Annotated in this window: 17 protein-coding genes; 7 read left to right on the top strand and 10 right to left on the bottom strand. The window is 70.9% G+C overall.

Going from position 1 to position 18,897, the window contains the following annotated elements; all coding sequences use genetic code 11:
• Position 1: 1 nt before the first annotated feature.
• Genes Q392_RS01870 through Q392_RS01860 form a run of 3 tightly spaced genes read right to left on the bottom strand, consistent with a single transcriptional unit; the run spans position 2 to position 4,498 of the window.
• Positions 2–1,210, bottom strand: a complete 1,209-nt coding sequence (locus Q392_RS01870) for an acyl-CoA dehydrogenase family protein (protein ID WP_051952694.1) — start codon at positions 1,208–1,210, stop codon at positions 2–4.
• Between the two features lie 18 nt (positions 1,211–1,228).
• The gene (locus Q392_RS01865; RefSeq protein WP_038200703.1) at positions 1,229–2,395 is read right to left on the bottom strand and encodes an acyl-CoA dehydrogenase family protein; all 1,167 of its coding nucleotides are present in this window, start codon (positions 2,393–2,395) and stop codon (positions 1,229–1,231) included.
• A gap of 18 nt (positions 2,396–2,413) precedes the next feature.
• A complete protein-coding gene (locus Q392_RS01860; RefSeq protein WP_038200701.1) occupies positions 2,414–4,498 on the bottom strand; it encodes an NADPH-dependent 2,4-dienoyl-CoA reductase in 2,085 nt (694 codons plus the stop codon).
• 171 nt (positions 4,499–4,669) lie between these two features.
• Here Q392_RS01860 and Q392_RS01855 point away from each other — a divergent pair, with 171 nt between their 5' ends.
• The 3 genes from Q392_RS01855 to Q392_RS01845 are packed head-to-tail and all read left to right on the top strand — an operon-like array spanning position 4,670 to position 7,771.
• Positions 4,670–5,362, top strand: coding sequence for a transglutaminase-like domain-containing protein (locus Q392_RS01855; RefSeq protein ID WP_038200700.1), 693 nt, complete (start codon positions 4,670–4,672; stop codon positions 5,360–5,362).
• A 58-nt stretch (positions 5,363–5,420) separates the two neighbouring features.
• Entirely contained in the window at positions 5,421–6,269 is an 849-nt protein-coding gene (locus Q392_RS01850) for an alpha/beta fold hydrolase (RefSeq protein ID WP_051952692.1), read from the top strand.
• Positions 6,266–7,771: an AMP-binding protein gene (locus tag Q392_RS01845; protein WP_038200699.1), complete on the top strand. Its 1,506-nt coding sequence runs from the start codon at positions 6,266–6,268 to the stop codon at positions 7,769–7,771. The genes Q392_RS01850 and Q392_RS01845 overlap by 4 nt, the downstream gene beginning before the upstream one ends.
• Positions 7,772–7,804: 33 nt before the next feature.
• Here Q392_RS01845 and Q392_RS01840 read toward each other — a convergent pair whose 3' ends face one another.
• Positions 7,805–8,626, bottom strand: a complete 822-nt coding sequence (locus Q392_RS01840; RefSeq protein ID WP_038200698.1) for an SDR family NAD(P)-dependent oxidoreductase — start codon at positions 8,624–8,626, stop codon at positions 7,805–7,807.
• Positions 8,627–8,682: 56 nt separating this feature from the next.
• Between Q392_RS01840 and Q392_RS01835 the strand changes: the two genes are divergently transcribed.
• From Q392_RS01835 to Q392_RS01820, 4 genes are read left to right on the top strand one after another with little or no spacing between them, the layout of a single operon-like run.
• The gene (locus Q392_RS01835) at positions 8,683–9,855 is read left to right on the top strand and encodes an acetyl-CoA acetyltransferase (RefSeq protein ID WP_038200696.1); all 1,173 of its coding nucleotides are present in this window, start codon (positions 8,683–8,685) and stop codon (positions 9,853–9,855) included.
• A gap of 16 nt (positions 9,856–9,871) precedes the next feature.
• Positions 9,872–10,273: a Zn-ribbon domain-containing OB-fold protein gene (locus tag Q392_RS01830; protein WP_038200694.1), complete on the top strand. Its 402-nt coding sequence runs from the start codon at positions 9,872–9,874 to the stop codon at positions 10,271–10,273.
• Between the two features lie 14 nt (positions 10,274–10,287).
• Positions 10,288–11,523 (top strand): acyl-CoA dehydrogenase family protein, encoded by a 1,236-nt coding sequence (locus Q392_RS01825; RefSeq protein WP_038200690.1) that lies wholly within the window; start codon positions 10,288–10,290, stop codon positions 11,521–11,523.
• Positions 11,524–11,572: 49 nt separating this feature from the next.
• Positions 11,573–12,400 (top strand): TauD/TfdA dioxygenase family protein, encoded by an 828-nt coding sequence (locus Q392_RS01820; protein WP_239656135.1) that lies wholly within the window; start codon positions 11,573–11,575, stop codon positions 12,398–12,400.
• Between the two features lie 22 nt (positions 12,401–12,422).
• Here the strand turns inward: Q392_RS01820 and Q392_RS01815 are convergent, their stop codons facing one another.
• From Q392_RS01815 to Q392_RS01790, 6 genes are read right to left on the bottom strand one after another with little or no spacing between them, the layout of a single operon-like run.
• Entirely contained in the window at positions 12,423–13,211 is a 789-nt protein-coding gene (locus Q392_RS01815) for an alpha/beta fold hydrolase (RefSeq protein ID WP_038200688.1), read from the bottom strand.
• Positions 13,212–13,225: 14 nt separating this feature from the next.
• Positions 13,226–13,648: a MerR family transcriptional regulator gene (locus Q392_RS31150; protein WP_057595079.1), complete on the bottom strand. Its 423-nt coding sequence runs from the start codon at positions 13,646–13,648 to the stop codon at positions 13,226–13,228.
• Positions 13,649–14,845, bottom strand: a complete 1,197-nt coding sequence (locus tag Q392_RS01805) for an acyl-CoA dehydrogenase family protein (RefSeq protein WP_051952688.1) — start codon at positions 14,843–14,845, stop codon at positions 13,649–13,651.
• Positions 14,846–14,883: 38 nt separating this feature from the next.
• Entirely contained in the window at positions 14,884–16,665 is a 1,782-nt protein-coding gene (locus Q392_RS01800) for an acyclic terpene utilization AtuA family protein (RefSeq protein ID WP_038200687.1), read from the bottom strand.
• Between the two features lie 49 nt (positions 16,666–16,714).
• Positions 16,715–17,206 carry a PaaI family thioesterase gene (locus Q392_RS01795; protein WP_038200686.1) on the bottom strand — a complete coding sequence of 164 codons (492 nt, stop codon included), beginning with the start codon at positions 17,204–17,206 and terminating at the stop codon, positions 16,715–16,717.
• A gap of 34 nt (positions 17,207–17,240) precedes the next feature.
• Complete coding sequence (locus Q392_RS01790; RefSeq protein ID WP_038200680.1) at positions 17,241–18,890, bottom strand: MBL fold metallo-hydrolase; 1,650 nt, start codon at positions 18,888–18,890, stop codon at positions 17,241–17,243.
• Positions 18,891–18,897: the final 7 nt, after the last annotated feature.

Below are 18,897 nucleotides of genomic sequence, written 5' to 3'. Positions count from 1 at the left end.
CTCATCGTGCCGTTCCCTCCGCGCCAGCGCTGCCGCCATCGCCATGGTCTCGTGTCAGCGCGGCGTAGCGGCGCCGCTGCTGCGCGGCGTTGCCGAGCCAGGCTGACAGCACGAGCGCGCGCTGAAGGTAGAGCCCGAGGTCGTGTTCGTCGGTGACGCCGATCGCGCCGTGCATCTGCACCGCCTCGCGTCCGATGGTCAGCGCCCCCTCCGAGCAGCGCGCCTTCACGCGCGCCGCCAGTTGCGCGCGCTCGTCGCCGGTGATGCCGCGGTCGAGCTCGGCCAGCGCGTGCTCGAGCAGCGCGCTGCTCAGCTCGCGCTGGATGAGCAGGTCGACGGCACGGTGCTGCAGGGCCTGGTAGCTGCCGATCGGCTTGCCGAACTGCTTGCGCGTGCGCAGGTAGTCCAGGGTCATGTCCAGCATCCGACGCGCGCAGGCGAGCAGTTCCACCCCGGCCATGACGAGAGTCTCGTCGCAGGCGGCGGCGAAGGCCGCACGCGCCCGCTCGCCGCTGGCCAGCAGGTGGCTGGCTGGCAGAACCACGTTGTCGAGTTCGAGGCGGGCCGCGAAGCTGCCGTCGGCCTGGCGCTGCAGTTCGCGGCCGGACCCCACGGCTTCGGCCGGCAGCCAGACCAGCGCCAGACCGTCGGACGACGACGCGGTGACGATGTAGCCGTTCGCGCCCGCTCCGGGCCGCACATGCAGCTTGCGGCCGCTCAGTCGCAGCCCGGACTCGTGGCGCGCACACACAACGGCCGGCTCTGCGGGGTGGCCATGGCGGTCGAAGCTGGCGGCCCCGGCGGCGTCCTCCTGCCAGGCCACGGCAGGCAGCAACTGCCCCGCTGCCGTCCGTTCCAGCAGTTGCGCGGCCAGGCCGCCGTCACCGCAGCGCGCCAGCAGGCGACCGGCGAACACGATGACCGGCGTCACCGGCTCGGGCGCTGCCTGCGCCGACAGCGCCGAGACCACCTCGGCCATTTCGGTCAGGCCCTGACCATAACCACCGGCCGACTCCGGCGCGAGCAACCCGGTCCAGCCCTGCTGGGCCAGCGCCGCCCAGAACCGCAGGTCGAACCCGGGGGCCTTGCCGCGCAGGGCGCGGGAACGGGAGGCGGGAGCTTCCTTGCCGACGAAGGCAGAGGCACTCGCGCGCAGCAGGGCGCGTTCTTCGAATCGATCGGCCGGTGAGGCCAGGGTGGCAGCGGTCATGAGGCGAAAGCTTGTCGATCAATACGACTTGGGCAGGCCGAGTACTTTCTCGGCGATGAAACACAGGATCAGCTGCGGGCTGATCGGCGCGACGCGCGGGATCAGCATCTCGCGCAGATAACGTTCGACCTGGTACTCCTTGGCGTAGCCGAAGCCGCCCAGCGTGGCCATGGCGCGCTGGCAGGCGGCGAAGCCGGCTTCCGCGGCCATGTACTTGGCGGCATTGGCATCGGCGCCGCAGTCGAGCTTCTGGTCGTACTTCCAGGCCCCGCGCATCGCCATCAGCCACGCCGCTTCCAGCTCCATCCAGCTCTGCGCCAGCGGATGCTGGATGGCCTGGTTCTGGCCGATCGGGCGGTCGAAGACGATGCGCTCGCGCGCGTAGCGGGTGGCGCGTTCGAGCGCGGCCTGCCCGAGCCCGACCGCCTCGCCGGCGATCAGGATGCGCTCCGGATTCATGCCGTGCAGGATGTACTCGAAGCCCCGGCCTTCTTCGCCGATGCGGTCTTCCACCGGCACTTTCAGGCCGTCGATGAAGAGCTGGTTGGAGTCCACCGCGTGGCGGCCCATCTTCTCGATCTCGCGCACCTCGACGAACCGGCGGTCGAGGTCGGTATAGAACAGGCTCAGCCCCAGCGTGGGCTTGGCGCACTGTTCCACTGGCGTCGTGCGCGCCAGGATCAGCATCTTGTTGGCGACCTGCGCGGTGGAAATCCACACCTTCTGGCCGCTCAGCACGTAGTGCTCGCCGCTGCGCTCGGCGCGCGTCTTGAGCTTGGTGGTGTTGAGGCCGGTGTTCGGCTCGGTCACCGCGAAGCAGGCCTTGTGCTGGCCGGCGATCAGCGGCGGCAGCATGCGGCGCTTCTGCTCGTCGGTGCCGAACACCACGACCGGCTGCAAGCCGAAGATGTTCATGTGCACCGACGAACAGCCCGACAGGCCCGCGCCCGAACGCGCGATGGCGGCCATCATCACGGTGGCCTCGGAAATGCCCATGCCGCTGCCGCCGTACTCGGCCGGCATGCAGATGCCCAGCCAGCCACCGGCGGCGAGCGCGTCGTACAGCTCGAATGGGAAGCCGCCGTTGCGGTCGTGCGCGAGCCAGTAATCGTCGCCGAAACGATCGCAGATCTTGCCGATCGCTTCGCGGATCGCCTCGTGCTCGCGGTTGTCGGTAAAGTCCATCGTCGGGGCGCTCCAAACTCAAAACGTCATGGCCAGGCGCGTGCCCTGGTCGATGGCGCGCAGCGCGTCGAGTTCGGCCGCGAGCTCGGCGCCGCCGATCACCGCCGGCTCGACGCCGAGCTCGCGCAGCTCGTCAGCCAATCCGGCCTCGGGCTCCTGGCCGGCGCACACGACCACCGTGTCAACCTCCAGCAGCCGCGGCTCGCCGTTGATGCGCAGGTGCAGCCCGGCATCGTCGATGCGCTCGTAGGTGCATCCGCTCAGCGCCTTCAGCCCGCGCTGCTCCAGGCGCGCGCGCAGCGCCCAGCCGGTGGTGAGGCCCAGCGTGGCACCGGGCTTGTTGGGCTTGCGCTGCAGCAGCGTCACCGAGCGCCAGGGGGCGGGGCGATGCGGCTCGCGCAACCCGCCCGGGTTCTGCTCGGCGAGGTCGACGCCCCAGTCGGCGAAGAACTGGTTCGCAGCGCCGTCGCCACCCGGCTGCTCAGGGGCCTGCCCCGGGTCCTGCGGATCGGCCGCGGGATCACACTCGGCGTGCAGCAGGTATTCGGCGACGTCGAAGCCGATGCCGCCTGCGCCGATGACGGCCACCCGTCGGCCCGCAGTGCGGCGCCCCGACAGCAGCTCGGCGTAGCCGACGACCTTGGGGTGGTCGATGCCGGCGATGTCGGGCCAGCGCGCACGCACGCCAGTGGCGACCACAACGCGGTCGAAGCCGCCGGCGGCTATCTCGGCGGCGGTCGGGCGCACGCCCAGCCGCAGCTGCACGTCCTGCTCGGCCACGCGCGTGTCGAAGTAGCGCAGCAGCTCATGGAATTCTTCCTTGCCGAGAACGGCGCGCGCCAGGTTGAGCTGGCCGCCAATGGCCGCTCCGGCCTCGAACAGGGTGACGGCGTGGCCTCGTTCGGCGGCCGTGACTGCGCAGGCCAGGCCGGCCGCGCCGGCGCCCACCACCGCCACCCGGCGCTTCGCCTTCGGCGCGGGCATGGCGGCGAACTCCAGCTCGCGCCCGGCGCGCGGGTTCACCAGGCACGACGTGGGCTTGCCGGTGAAGATGAAGTCCAGGCAGGCCTGGTTGCAGGCGATGCAGGTGTTGATGGCCTGCGGCCGGCCGGCCGCGGCCTTGCGCACGAAATCGGCGTCGGCGAGGAAGGGGCGCGCCATCGACACCATGTCGGCGTCGCCCGACGCGATGATGTCCTCGGCCACCTCCGGCGTGTTGATGCGGTTGGACAGGATCAGCGGAATCTTCAGCGCGCGCTTGATGCGCGCTCCGACGGTGCGGAAGGCCGCGCGGGGCACGAGGTAGGCGATGGTCGGCACCTTGGCTTCATGCCAGCCGAAGCCGGTGTTGATGAGGTCGGCGCCGGCGGCTTCGATGGCGCGGGCGAGCGCGATCACCTCGTCGGCCGGCGCGCCGCCGTCCACCAGGTCGAGCGCCGACAGGCGGTACATGATCAGCGCCTGCGGCCCCAGGCGCTCGCGCGTGCGCCGCACGATCTCCACCGGCAGGCGGTGGCGGTTCTCGACGCTGCCGCCGAACTCGTCGCTGCGGTCGTTGCAGCGCGTGGTGCTGAACTGGCTGATGAGGTAGCCCTCGGAGCCCATCACCTCCACGCCGTCGAAGCCGGCGTGCACGGCCAACTCGGCACAGCGAACGTAGTCATCGATGGTGCGCCAGACCTCCTCCGTGGCCAGCGTGCGCGGCACGCGTCGGTTGATGGGCGAGGGGATGCCCGAGGCGCCGACAAGGTTGCCGATCTTGCCGTAGCGGCCGGTATGCAGGACCTGCAGCACGATTTTGCCGCCCTCGGCATGCACCGCGTCGGGGATCGGGCGCAAGGCGTCGGCCTGCTCGGGCGTGGCCAGCATCGGTCCGTGTTCATCCAGCCGGGCCTCGGAGTTCATGGCGTAGCCGCCGGTGGCGATCAGGCCGGCACCGCCGCGCGCGCGCTCGGCGTAGAAGGCGGCCAGGCGCGCCGTGCTGCCATCCAGGTGCTCCAGGCCGGTGTGCATGGAGCCCATCAGCGTGCGGTTGCGCAGGGTGTGGCGCCCGGCCTGCAGAGGGGCGAGCAGATGGGGGAACGCGGGTGTCGACGGGCGCATCGCAATCCAGTTGAGCTGTGAGGCAACTAACGAATGTTCGATAGGTATGCTATCCTAGCGCTTTGCGACGGGTATCGTCGCTGCAATGCGCTACGGGTTTGCCCGCAGCGTCGAACAGGCAGCGCCGAGCCGCGCTGCGCCGCCTCCCTCCACCGCTTGCCGCCCACCCGCATGTCCAGCGCTTCGAACCCTTCCCCCGACCTCTACCTTGCGCCCGGGCGCTGCGTCGACAGCGATCACCCCGCGGTCCAGGCCTTCGCGCGCGAACACGTGAGCAGCTCGATGCCCGCGCGCGAAATCGCCGTGCGCCTGTACTACGCGGTGCGCGACGGCTTTCGCTACGACCCGTATTTCTTCGACATGTCGGAACAGGGGCTCAAGGCCAGCCACGTCATCGCCAACGGCCGCGGCTTCTGCGTGCCGAAGGCGGCGCTGCTCGCGGCATCGGCGCGTGCGATGGGCGTTCCGGCGCGCCTGGGCTTCGCCGACGTGCGCAACCACCTGACGAGCCCGCGGCTGCTGGCGATGATGAAGACCGATGTCTTCGCGTTCCACGGCTTCGCCGAACTGCTGATCAACGGCCAATGGGTCAAGGCGACGCCGGCCTTCAATCTGGCCTTGTGCGAGAAGGCCGGCGTCAAGCCGCTGGAGTTCGACGGCACGGCCGATTCGATCTTCCACGAGTTCGACACGCAGGGTCGCCGCCACATGGAATACATCCGCGAGCGCGGCAGTTTTGCCGACATTCCCCGGCGCGAGATGCTCGCCGTCTTCGCGCAGACCTACCCCGCCTTCGAAAGCTGGATGAGCAATGCCGGCGGCGGCGACTTCGAGCAGGAGGTGAGCCCTGGCGCCGCCAACTGAAGGGCCTGCGGCGCGGGCGCAGCGCGTCGAGTTTGCGGGCTTCGACGGCGGCGCCTGGGTGGCCGATGTCGCCGGGCCGCAGCAGGCGCCGACCGTGCTGCTGATGCACGGCGGGGGCCAGACCCGCCATGCCTGGCAGGGCACGGCGCTGGCGCTGACGCGGGCCGGCTGGCGCGCGGTGGCGCTGGACCTGCCGGGCCATGGCGAATCGGCGTGGTCGCCTCAGGGCGACTACCACGTCGACAAGCTGGCGGCCGATGTGGCGCGGCTGTGCGGTGAACTCGGTTCGCCGCTGGCCATCGTCGGCGCGTCGCTCGGCGGCATGATCGGCATGGCGCTGGTCGGCCGCGCCGATGCACCGGCCGTTGCCGCGCTGGCGCTGGTGGACGTGGGCCCCTGGCTCGAATCGGCGGGGGTCGATCGCATCGTCGGCTTCATGCGCGCCCACCCCGACGGGTTCGCCTCGCTCGAAGAGGCGGCGCAACACATCGCGGCCTACCGAGGCCGGCCGGTGCAGGCGCATCCGCGCGGGCTGGGCAAGAACCTGCGACGCAACGCCGCCGGGCGCTGGGTGTGGCATTGGGATCCGCGGCTCATGAACGACGAGAACCACAGCCACCGCAACGACCCGGACTACCTCGCGCGCTCGCTCGCGCGCTACCGCGGGCAGGTGGCGCTGGTGCGGGGCGGCCGCAGCGACGTCATCAGCGCCGCCGGGGCGGCGCGCTTTTGCGCCGAGTTCCCGCGCGCGCGCTTCTATGAGCTGGCCCAGGCCGGCCACATGGTGGCCGGCGACGCCAACGACGTGTTCACGGCGAGCCTGATCGACTTCCTCGACACCGCCATGCCCGCCGCCCGCGCGGGCGCTACGGCAGCGTCTGCAACGCCCAAGGAGAGCACCGCGTGAGCCTTCGCTCCTTCACCCTGTTCGATCGGATCGAGCGCAACGCCCGCCTGCACGGGCGGCGCACGGCCTACAGCGCCGACGGTGTCCGCGTGACGCACGCCGAGTACGCCCAGCGTGTGCAACGGCTGTCCTGCGGCTTGGCCGCCGCCGGGGTGTCCGCAGGCGACCGCATCGCCATCGTCGCCCACAACGGAGCGCTCTACCTGGACCTGTTCGGCGCCGCTGCGCGCCTGGGCGCCATCGTCGTGCCGGTGAACTGGCGCCTGGCGGCCGACGAGGTGGCCCATGTGCTGGCCGACACCGCGCCCCGGGTGGTGATCGCGGCGCCCGACCTCCTGGCGTCGTTGGCGAACGCCGATCTCTCCGCCATGCGCACGTTTTCCGCCGGGGTCGACGCGGCCGGCTGGCCGGCAGCGGCCACGCTGTACCGGGATGGCGCTGCGCCACCGCCGGCCGTCATCGACGACACCGCCGGGCTGCTCATCGTCCACACCGCAGCCGTCGGCGGCAAGGCGCGTGGTGCCCTGCTGTCGCACCGCGGCCTGCTCGAGGGCGCGGCACGCGCCGCGCAGGGCTGGGGGCTGACGCCGCAGGACGTGCATGTGGGCGTGCTGCCGCTGTTCCACATCGCCGGGATCGCGATGTGGATGGCACTGCAGGCGGCCGGCGGCTCCACGATCGTGCTGCCGCGCTTCGACCCGACGGCGGTGGTGGAGGCGATCGAGCGCGAAGGCGGCAGCGTGATGGGATCGTTCCCGCCCATGCTGGCCGGCGTGCTGGACGCGGCGGCGGCGGCCGGGTCGGCGCTGAAGGCGCTGCGCGTGGTCAGCGGACTGGAGTCGCCCGAGACGCTGGCGCGATTTGCCGCCGCTTGCCCGCACGCCGAGTTCTGGGTCGGCTACGGGCAGACCGAGACCTCGGGCTCGATCTCCACGGCGCGGCTGTCCGAACGCCCGGGCAGCGCCGGGCTTCCAGCGGACGGCCACGTCGTGGCCATCGTCGACGACGAAGACCATTCCTTGCCCACTGGCGCCACCGGCGAGATCGTCGTGCGCGGCCCGATGGTGTTCCTGGGCTACTGGCAGCGCGATCCAGACAACGCGTTCACCTTGCGCAACGGCTGGCACCACACCGGCGACATGGGGCGCCTGGATGCCGACGGCTACCTCTGGTACACGGGGCGCTCGCCGGCCAAGGAACTGATCAAGCCGGGCGGCGAGAACGTCTACCCGGCCGAAGTGGAACGCACCCTCGCCGAGCACCCGGCGGTGGCCGCCGCGGTGGTGTTCGGCGTGCCCGACGCGCAGTGGGGCGAGGCGGTGAAGGCCGTCTGCGAGGCCAGGCCGGGCACGAGCGTCGCGAGCGAGGCGCTGATCGAGTTCGTCGGCCAGCGCATCGCGCGCTACAAGAAGCCCAAGCACGTGGTCTTCGTCGAGCGGCTGCCGCGCACCGCCGCCGGCGCGGTCGACCGGGCAGCCGTGAAGGCCGCGCACGGCGGCTGAGCGACGCTGCCGGCGCTCGGCTACCCGCCCCGCTCAGCCCGGCGTGCTCAGCCCGCCGTTGACGCTGAGCGTCTGCCCGGTGATCGCGTCCGACTCGGGCCCGGCAAAGAAGGCCGCCGCCTGCGCGATGTCGGCGCAGTGCACCGGGAACAGCATGCGCTTCTTCAACTGCTGCAGCATGCCGCGCTCGTGGCTCGCCAGCTCCGGCGAGGCGCCGCCCCAGCGCGGCTCGGCGTCGGCGATGTAGCTCATCGCCACCGCGTTGATGCGGATGCCGTCGCGGCCAAGTTCGCGCGCCAGCACGCGGCACATCTGCATCATGCCGCCGGTGGCGCCACCGATGAACGACTCGCCCACCGTGGCCACGCGGCCGGCGTCGGTGCCGATGGCGACGATCTTGCCGTGCTGGTTGGCGCGCATGGCCGCCGCGGCCGCCTGGATGACGTGTGCGCGCGCCAGCCAGTGCGAGCGGATGTAGGTGTCGAAGTCCTCGCCGCTCATGTCCATGAACAGCTTGAAGGCCAGCGAATCACTGCTGGCGCCGGCGCCGCTGGCGGCCAGCACGTCCAGCCGGCCGTGGCGCTGCACGATGCCACCGACCAGCGCCTGCACGGCGGCGCGATCGGTCAGGTCGGCAGCAGCGAACTCGGCGCGCCCGCCGGTGGCGGCGATCTCGTTGGCCACCGCCTGACCGGCGGCAGCGTTGCGCCCGCTGACCACCACGTGGGCGCCGCGCCGCGCCAGCTCGAGCGCGATGGCGCGGCCGATGTAGGCGGTGGCGCCGGTGACCAGTGCGATGGCGGCGGAGAGCGGGGGCGATGGCCGGGGCGATTGCCGGGACGGTGTGGACGTCATACACTTCAACCTAACATTTGTTTGACAGACGGCCATTGTGAAGGAGAGCCACGGTCATGGGCAAACGTGAGGCGGTGATCGTCGGCGTGGCCGACCTGCCGTTGAAGGACGGCAAGGTGATGGCGCCGATGTCGGTGCTGCAGGCGCAGGCGCTGTGCGCACGCGACGCGCTGGCCGACGCGGGCATCGCCATGCGCGAGGTGGACGGTCTGCTCACCGCCGGCATGTGGGGCGTGCCGGGCCCGGGCCAGCTGGCCACGGTGACGCTGTCGGAGTACCTCGGCCTCGCGCCGCGCTTCGTCGATGGCACCAACATCGGCGGCTCGGCCTTCGAGGCGCATGTGGCGCACGCTGCCACGGCCCTCGAGGCTGGGCGCTGCGAGGTGGCGCTGATCACCTACGGTAGCCTGCAGCGCAGCGAGGCCAGCCGCAACCTCGCGGGGCGGCCCTCGGTGCTGACGATGCAGTACGAGACGCCCTGGGGCATGCCCACACCGGTGGGTGGCTATGCACTGGCGGCCATGCGGCACATGCATGAGCACGGCACCACGTCCCAGCAACTGGCCGAGATCGCCGTCGCCACACGCAGGTGGGCAGCGCTGAACCCGGCGGCGACGATGCGCGGGCCGCTGTCGATCGACGACGTGCTGGCCAGTCCGATGATCTCGGACCCGCTGCACCTGCTCGACGCCTGCCTGGTCACCGACGGCGCCGGCGCCGTCGTGATGACCACCGCCGAGCACGCGCGCGCCATCGGTCACCGCAAGCCGGTGCACGTGCGCGGCTATGGCGAGGCGCACACGCACTGGACGATTGCCGCGATGCCCGACCTCGCGCGCCTGGCGGCCGCCGAGATCGCCGGCCGCGAGGCCTTCGCGATGGCTGGCGTACGGCCCGACGGCATCGACGTGGTCGAGGTCTACGACTCCTTCACCATCACCGTGCTGCTCACGCTCGAGGCGCTAGGCTTCTGCAAGCGGGGCGAAGGCGGAGCCTTCGTGGCCAACCAGCGCACGGCGCCGGGCGGCGCGTTTCCGATGAACACCAACGGCGGAGGACTGTCGTATGCGCACCCGGGCATGTACGGCATCTTCCTGCTGATCGAGGCCGTTCGGCAACTGCGCGGCGAGTGCGGCCCGCGGCAGGTGCAGGACGCTGCCACCGCGCTGGTGCACGGCACCGGCGGCACGCTCTCCAGCGGCGCCACCTGCATTCTTTCGACGCACTGACATCGGACCACCTGCCATGTACGAGAAGCCCCTGCCCGTCGTCGACCCCGAGAGCGCGCCCTACTGGGCCGCGCTGAAGGAGCGCCGCCTGATCCTCAAGCGCTGCCGCGACTGCGGACGGCACCACTTCTACCCGCGCGCACTGTGTCCGCACTGCCACAGCGACGCGCTGGAGTGGTCCGACGCCCGTGGCACCGGCAGCATCTACAGCTACACGGTGGCGCGACGCCCGGCCGGCCCGGCCTTTAAGGCCGACGCGCCCTATGTGGTGGCGGTGGTCGAGCTCGACGAAGGCGCGCGCATGATGACCAACATCGTCACCGAGGACGTCGATTCGGTGCGCATCGGCCAGCGCGTGGCGGTGGCCTTCGAGGCGGTCACCGACGAGATCACGCTGCCCAAGTTCAAGGCGGCCTGAACGAGCTTACGGTCATGGACTTCGAAGTCGACGCCGACACCCGGGCCATCGGCGAGGCCGTGCTGCGCTTCGTCGAGCGCGAAGTGCTGCCACTGGAGGACGAGCACCGCACGGTGCTCGCCAACGAACGCACGCTGTTTCAGCCCGATGGCCGCTTCGTGCCCGAGCTGCTGGCGTTGCGACGTCGCATCCGCATGCGCTCGGCGGAACTGGGCTACTACAACCTGTTCGGTGCCGAGGCGCTGGGCGGTGCGGGGTTGGGGGCGCAGGCGATGGCGCACATCCAGGAGGTGCTGAACCACCGCTTCGGACCCGGCCGGCCGCTGATCCAGACCGTGGTGCTGCCATCGCCCTTCACCAATGGCCTGTCGCCGGTGCTGCGGCAGCTGACGCCGGCCGCCTTCGCGCGCTATCGCGAGGGCATCGCCAGCGGCGACAAGACGCTGTGCTTCGGCCTGAGCGAACCCGATGCCGGCTCCGACGTGTTCGCAATGAAGACGCGCGCCGTGCGCGACGGCGACCACTGGGTGCTGAGCGGCACCAAGCAGTGGATCACCAACTCGCCTTACGCCGACCACGCGATGATCTTCGCGCTGACCGACCCCGAGGCTGCGGCCCGCCACCAAGGTGGCGTGACCGGGTTTTTCATCGACACGAAGACGCCTGGCTTCTCGGTGCCGCGCCTGATCAACACCATGGGCCATCTGGGCGGTGACACCGGCGTCGTGGTGCTCGACGGCGTGCGGGTGCCCGACGACCACCGGCTGGGCGCCGTGGGCCGCGGCCTGGCGGTGGCGATGGACGGCGTGAACGCCGGCCGTATCGGCATGGCAGCCACCTGCCTGGGGCTGGCGCGCTGGGCGCTGGACCAGGCGCTCGCGTACGCCAAGGTGCGCAAGACGCAGGGCGTTCCCATCGCCGAGCATCAGGCGATCCAGTTCATGCTGGCCGACAGCGCGATGGACATCTACGCCGCCAAGTCGATGATCCAGAACTGCGCCTGGCGCATCGACCGAGGCGAAGCGGCCACCGCGCAGGTGAGCATGGTCAAGGCCTTCGCCACCGAGATGCTCGGTCGCGTGATGGATCGCAGCATCCAGGTGCATGGCGCGATGGGCTTGACCAACGAGCTGCGCATCGAGGAGGGCTGGCGCTTCGCGCGTGTGATGCGCATCCCCGACGGCACGGCCGAGATCCAGCGGCGCACCATCGCGCGCCAGCTGCTGGGCGGGCGGGCAACGGATCTGTAGAACGCCGATACTGAGCTCTGGAGGCGAAGCGACGATGGGGAAATCCGCGATGGAGATCAGGCGCCTGGCCGGAGCCATCGGCGCCGAGGTGACCGGGCTCGATCTGCGCCGGCCCCTTGCAGCGGCGCAGACGGTCGAGCTGCGGCGCGTGTGGCTCGAGCACGGCGTGATCGTGCTGCCCGGCCAGATGCTGAGCAGCGACGAGTTCATGGCCTTCGCCGCCACCATCGGCACGCCGGTGGAGTATCCCTTCGTCAAGGGCCTCGACGGTTGGCCAACCATCATCGAAGTGAAGAAGCTCGAGCACGAGCGTGTCAACTTCGGCGGCGTCTGGCACAGCGACACCGCCTACCTGGAACAGCCGCCGATGGCCACGCTGTTGCTCGCGCGCGAGGTGCCGCCACACGGTGGCGACACCCTCTTCGCCAGCCAGACGGCGGCCTACGAAGCTCTGTCCGAGGGCATGCAACGGCTGCTGGCCGGTCTGCGCTGCGTCAACAGCTCGGCCAAGGCCGACACCTCGCGCACGCGCGAGGACCGTATTGCCGAAGCCGGCCGCAGCGAACGCCGCGTCTACGACGCCGAACATCCGGCGGTGCGGCTGCACCCCGAGACGGGACGCCGCGCGCTGTACATGAACGTGGCGCACACTGTGCAGTTCGCTGGCCTGACCGAGGAGGAAAGCGCGCCGCTGCTGCGCTTCCTGCACGAGCACCAGCGCAAGGAGGAGTTCACCTGCCGCGTGCGCTGGGCGCCCGGCACGCTGGCCCTATGGGACAACCGCAGCACGCAGCATTACCCGATCAACGACTACCACGGGTTCCGCCGCGTGATGCACCGCATCACGCTGGCGGGTGACGTGCCGCGCGCCGTCTGACGGACCGCAGGTCCGCGAGGCATCAGCGCTCGATGGCGATGCCCGCCGCGCTAGCGACGCGGGCCAGCGCCGCCAGCACTTCGGCGCGAGCCCGGTGCTGCGGATCGTGGCCGACCGCAGGGATTGCCGTCAACTCCAGCGGCATGCGGCCGTGGTCCACCAGCAGCCGCGCGCTCGCACGCCAGCCGTAGTCGTCATCCTGACCGAACAGCGCGGCCACCGGGCAGCGCACTTCGGCCACCTGTTTTGCCATGGACCACGCGATCGCGGCTTCGTCGGCCCAGGGCTCGTACCAGGCCCAGAACATCGCATCGGTCTTGTCGCCATGGTGGCGAACGAGTTTCTCCCGCAGGCCGCCGTGCTCGAAGGCTTGGCGCGCCGAGGCCATGGCCCGCACCATCGGCAGGTCCAGCGCCACGGTGGGCGAGCAGGCGCAAACGCCGCGCACCGCGTCAGGGTGGGCGGCGGCGGCGAGCAGGCCCATGGCGCCGCCATCGCTGTGGCCGAAGACCACGCTGTGCCGAATGCCGAAGTGGCGCAGCACCTCGGCAAACACAGGCCCCGACTCCTCGAAGCGATAGGAGCGTTCGCGCCGACCGACGTAGGCCTCCGAGCCGCCGTAGCCCCAGCGGTCGTAGGACAGCACGGCCAGACCGCTCGTCCGGGCAATGGCCTCGGGCAGGTCCTTCCAGGTGCTCGTGCAGTCCAGGCCCCCGTGCATCATGACGATCACCGGCGCTTCACTGTCGATCCGGCCCCAGGCGGTCGCCGCCAGGCTGCGACCGCCGGCAACCAGGAGGTGCTGCTCCATGCGCGGCCCCTCGCTCAACACCGTTCTCCTGCCGCCAGCGCTGCCGATGCGGCATCGCGGATGACACGCAGCTCCGCAAGCATCGAACCAACCGCGTCGCGGCGGTGCTGCAACGAATCGACGAAGGCTTGCAGCCCGGTTCCGGGATCGGTGGGTGGGCCGGACGTCGGCTGACCCAACCCATGCAGTCCGATGCGGCACTCCTGCAAAGAGAACCCCAGGGCCTGGAAGCGTTGCAGCAGTTCCAGCGTCCGAAGCTCGGCCGCGCCATACACACGCGCACCGCCCATTCGCTGCGGCAGCACCAACCCCAGCGATTCGTAGTGCCGGATGGCGCGCAGCGTGATGCCGACGCGCCTGCAGGCCTCGGAGATGCCCAGCGGCGCGGATGCCTGCGCCTGCCCAGCCCGCTCGGCTCGATGTTTCGGCACGGCCACTCAGTACGACTTGGGCAGGCCGAGCACGTGCTCGCCGATGTAGTTCATCAGCATCTCGTTGTTGATGGGCGCGATCTCGAGCAGGCGCGTCATCGGCCACAGCGTCACCACGTCGTAGTCGCGGTCGAAGCCGTAGCCCCCGTGCACCTGCAGCGTGGCCTCGATGGCCGCCACCGCGGCGCGCGAGGCCAGCAGCTTGGCCATGTTGGCCTGCGCGCCGGCGTCCTCGCCGTTGTCGAAGCGGTCGGCGGCGTCGTAGGTCATCAGCCGCGCGGCTTCGAGTTCGGCCTTGGCCAGGGCCATGCGGTGCTGCAGCGACTGGTAGCTGCCGATGGGCTTGCCGAAGGGCTTGCGGTCCTTCGAGTACGCCACCGCCTTGCTGAGCGCGTAGTCCCCCAGGCCAAGCGCCGCGCCGGCGGCCAGCAGCCGCTCCGAGTTCAGGCCCTCGAACATCAGCTTGGCTCCCTTGCCGGGCTCGCCGATCACCGCGTCGGCGGGCAGCTGCACGTTGTCGAAGAACACCATGTACTGGCGCTCGGCGGTCTCGACCTGGATGTTGAGCTGCTGCAGCTTGATGCCCGGCGTCTTCATGTCCAGCACGAACAGCGACATGCCGTCGGTGCGGTGCGCCACCTCGCCGACCTTGGAGGTGCGCGCCACCACCTGCATGTAGTCGGCATCGCGCGCGCCGGAGATGAAGACCTTCTGGCCGTTGAGCGTCCAGCCGCCGTCGGCGTTGCGGGTGGCCAGCGTGGACATGGCGAAGCTGTTGGTGCCGGCGTTGGGCTCGGTGATGGCGAAGCACATCTTCTTCTCGCCGGTGCAGGTGGGCGTCACGTACCGGGCGATCTGCTCCTGGGTGCCGTGGCGCACGATCGGCACCCGCGCCAGGCCGGTGACGACGAGGAACAGCGTCGGCACGCCGGCCAGCGCCAGCGCCTCATTGAGCGCGGTGATTTCGAGCACGCCGCCGCCGGAGCCGCCGTGCTCCTCCGGGATCGACAGCCCGAGAAGACCGAACTTGCCCAGCTCGCGCCACAGCTCGTCGGGGAAGCGGTCTTCCTTGATGCACTGCAGGATGTAGCTGCGAGGGTATTGCTTGGTGACGCCGCGCGCGGCCTCCTGAATGTCGCGGATGCGCGACTGGATGATCGAGGAGGCGGTGGTGCGGCCGGTCGGCGTGGTCGGGGCGTTCATGGATCACTCCTTGGGGTTTCGGGGCAGGGCGGGTGGGGTCAGAGAGCAAGTTCGGCGGGGATCTCCACCGGATGGTCGAGCAGCATCTGCGCATAGGCCTTGCCCTGCGGATCCATGCGCACCGAGGCGATGCCGCCGCCGCCCAGTGCTTCCTGCAGCGTGAAGTTGAGCGCATGCGTGCCCGGCAGATCGTAGCGGCGCACCTCGCCGTGCACGAGGTGCGCGAACCAGCGCGCCACTGCCTGCTCGGTGATGGCGGCACGGATGAAGGGCAGGTATTCGGGCTTGCGGGCGATGATGCCGATGTTGGCGGCGTCGCCCTTGTCGCCGCTGCGGCCCCAGGCCAGCTGCACCAGCGGCACGCTGCGTGCGCCGCGGGCGAAGGCATCGGCGGCGGGCAGCGGGCCATCCACCGCCCGCAGCGCCGCGGCGTCGAAGGGCACCCCGGCCAGCGCGGGCGCGGCGACCTTCTGCGCACCCATGTCGATGCTCACCGCGAGCTTCGCTTTCGGCACGAGGCAGGAGAAGAGCCGCACCACGGGCTGCACCTTCGGCCGCCCGCCGGTGAAGCCGGTGATCGCCGGCGCGGACATCAGCGCCATCGGCGCGACCTCGCGCGAGAACAGCTCGAGCGCGTCTTTCAACGGGTGGCGCACGCCCACCTTGAGCATCACCTCGCGCGCGGACACTCGGCCATGAGGGCCGTAGGTATCCTCGGCGCCGATGGCTTCGACGCAGGCCTCGGTGAAGTCGGGCCAGCCACGCTCGGCGAACTTGCGCCGCATGCGCGCCAGCATCGAAGCGCCGACACGGCGCGCCTTGGCGCCGGCGTCGATGCCGCCGATCATGAAAAGGCTCATCGCGCGGAAGCCGTCGGCACAGGTGACGCTCACCTTCGCCTGGTCGGTGGGCGGCAGCCCGCGCGCGCCGCGCACTTCCACGCGGTCGGGCCCCACCTGCGTGAGCGTGACGTCGGTGAAGTCGCACACCACGTCGGGCAGGATGTAGGCGCGCGGGTCGCCGATCTCGTAGAGCATCTGCTCGCCCACGGTGGAGGGGCACACCAGCCCGCCGGTGCCCGGCGGCTTGGTGATGACGAAGCCGCCTTCGGCGCTGCACTCGGCGATCGGGAAGCCCATGTCGTCCCAGCCGGGCACGCTGGCCCAATCGGTGTAGTTGCCGCCGGTGGCCTGCGTGCCGCATTCGATCAGGTGGCCGGCGAGGCTGCCTTGCGCCAGCTTGTCCAGGTCGTCGGCGGTCCAACCGAAGCGCGCGATCAGCGGAGCCAGCGTCACCGCGCTGTCCACGCAGCGTCCGGTGACCACGATGTCGGCGCCCGCGGACAGCGCTGCGGCGATGGGGAAGGCGCCCAGGTAGGCGTTGGCGCTCATGACCTTGGCGGGGAAAGTTGCGCCGGAGAACATCTCCTTCGTGCCGGCCGCGCGCAGCGCCTCGACTTGCGGCATCAGGTCGTCGCCGAGGACGGCGGCGATCTTCAGGTCCACGCCCTCGGCCGCGGCCGCAGCGACGAGCGCATCGCGGCAGGCCGACGGGTTCACCCCGCCGGCATTGGCCACCACCTGGATGCCGCGCGCCTTCAACTGCTTCATCAGGGGCTTCATGGTGGCGACGAAGTCCGGCGCGTAGCCCTGCGCCGGATCTTTCGCACGGGCGCGGATCAGCAGAGACATCGTGATCTCGGCCAGGTAGTCGAAGACCAGCACGTCAATGTCGCCGTGCTCGACCAGTTGTGCAGCGGAAAACTCGGTGTCGCCCCAGAAGCCGGAGGCGCAGCCGATGCGCAGGGTGTCCTTGCTCATGCCGATAGGTCCTTTCGCGAGCGGTTGTTGGAGGGCGTGCGCAGCCGTTTCAGCGGCCGGCGCCGTCCGGTTGCGGCCACATGACGCGCCAGATGCCCTTGGCGGTGGCGCAGACGCGACCCTGGCCGTCGCGCAGCTCGCCTTCGGCAAAGGCCACGCTGCGCCCCGAGCGCACCACCCGGCCATGGGCTTCGAAGCGCGGGCCGGTGGCGGCATCGACGTAGGTGATGTCGAGGTTGATGGTCGACTGGCGCAGTTCGTGTGGCGCGATGCTGCGCATCTCGGGCCGTGCCAGGTTGGCCGAGGCGATGGCGCAGCCGAGCGCGGCGTCGAACATGTAGGCGATGACGCCGCCGTTGATCACGTCGGCCGAGCCGCCGCCGCCGCGCTGCATCACGGTGGGCTTGCGCAGGTGCACGACGGCACGCCCCACGCCGGCGAGTTCCAGCTCCAGGCCCTGCGCGCTGAGGAAGGTGTTGCTGCCCCAGCGCTGCCAGAAGGCGTCGACGACGGCGGGGGGAAGGGGGGGCTGATCGGTCAAGGTCGGGTTCCTGTTGCAGAGAGTGACTTGGACGTCAAGGGCGCGCGAGTCCGAGCGCCTCGATGCGCTCGACATGCGCGATCAGCGAGCGCTTGGCCACCGGCCAGAGCTGCCTGGGCGTGTCGGCATAGGCGATCGGAACCCAGTCTTCCGGGTCACCGTCGGGACGCTGGCGCATCGCGGCGAGCACCTTCGCCTCGCGCGCCAGCCGGTGCGCCTTCAGCCACGCGATGGCCTGCGGCGCCGAGCCGACGACGTGGCCGTGCGCCGGCAGGATGAAGCGGATGTCGTGCTGCGCGCATTCGCGCAGCAGCCGGTCGAGCGAGTCGATGTAGGCGGCCATGTTGCCGTCGGGCGGGTCGATCACCGTCGTGCTGCCGTTGAGCACGTGGTCGCCGGAGAACAGCAGCCCATCCTCCTCGAGCACCAGGCACACGTGGTTGGCGGCATGGCCGGGCGTGTGCGCCGCGCGCAGCGTGACGCGTTGCTCCGGGGCGTCGAGCACGACGCGTTCACCATCGGCGAGCACGCGGTCGGGCGTGAATTCGGAATGCGCACGCGCCGTGGCCTCCGACGGCAGGCCGAGGATCGGCGGGCGGTGCCCGGTAGCGGCTTCGCACGCCTGCGCCAGCGGCCGCGCGGCGGGCGAATGGTCGGGGTGCGAGTGCGTGCAGACGATGGTCTGCACCTTGCCGCCGGTGAATTCGAGCAGGCGTGTGACGTGGGCGTCGTCCGGGGGCCCGGGGTCGATGACAATGAAGCCTGCCGCCGCGCTGCCCAGGATGTACGCATTCGTCCCCGGCCCCGTCATCACGCCCGGGTTGGGCGCGGTGAAGCGCCACAGGTGCCGCAGCAGCTGCACCGGACGTTCGCTCTGCCAGTCGAGTACATGCAGCAGTTGCCCGTCGGGGCAGACGAGTTCGAGCTCGCCGAACGGCAGGTCGCTCTCCATGTAGCGCTGCGGCTTGCCGCCGACGAGCGCACCGCGCGGGCACGACTCCCAGTGCGGCCGGTTGCTGGCGCAGGCGGCCAGCGCGGCGTCGACGCTGGCAAAGCCCGCCAGCCAGCGCAGCGTGCGCAGGGTCGGGAAGATCATCGGCAGCGTGCCCGCCTCGTGGTGCGCCAGCGCGTCAGTGGCGCGCAGCCACACCGGCTCGAACTGCTCGCTGTCGTCGGCCACCGGCGTCTGGGCTTCGGGCATGCGGCCGATCAGGAACAGCGTGTCGAAGCGGCGCGGCTGCACGTCGCGGTCGGTGGTCCAGCGCACGGCGACGCGCAGCGCGTCGGCGGCCAGGCGCAGGCCGCGTGTGCGCAGCTGCGGGTACAGCGGCTCCCGGCGCTCCAGCGTGGCCAGATCCTGCGCGGTCAGCGGGCGGCCATCCGCGTCGTGCGCATGCAGCACGCCGAGTTCCTCGAAGCTCTCGCGGAGCGCGGCCATCGCGGCGGGCAGGTGGGGCAGCGCGGCTGCGGCCGCGCCTGCGAGGTCGGCCACCGCCGCATCGGCATCGTCGACGCGGCCACCCGGGAACACGAACACGCCGGGCAGGAAGCTGGCGCTCGGCGAGCGCCGCGTCAGCAGTACTTCGGGGCCGGAGGCCGTGTCGCGCAGCCACATCAGCGTGGCTGCCGGCCGCGGCGCGACGGGCGTGCGCGGTGGATGGAGCTGGGTGGCGGCGCGGACCATGACTCAA

Origin of the sequence: Xenophilus azovorans DSM 13620 (genome assembly GCF_000745855.1) — a bacterium.
Taxonomy (GTDB): Bacteria; Pseudomonadota; Gammaproteobacteria; order Burkholderiales; family Burkholderiaceae_C; genus Xenophilus; species Xenophilus azovorans.
The sequence above is the reverse complement of the archived record's forward strand: the minus strand, read 5'-3'. Positions and strand labels throughout refer to the sequence as shown.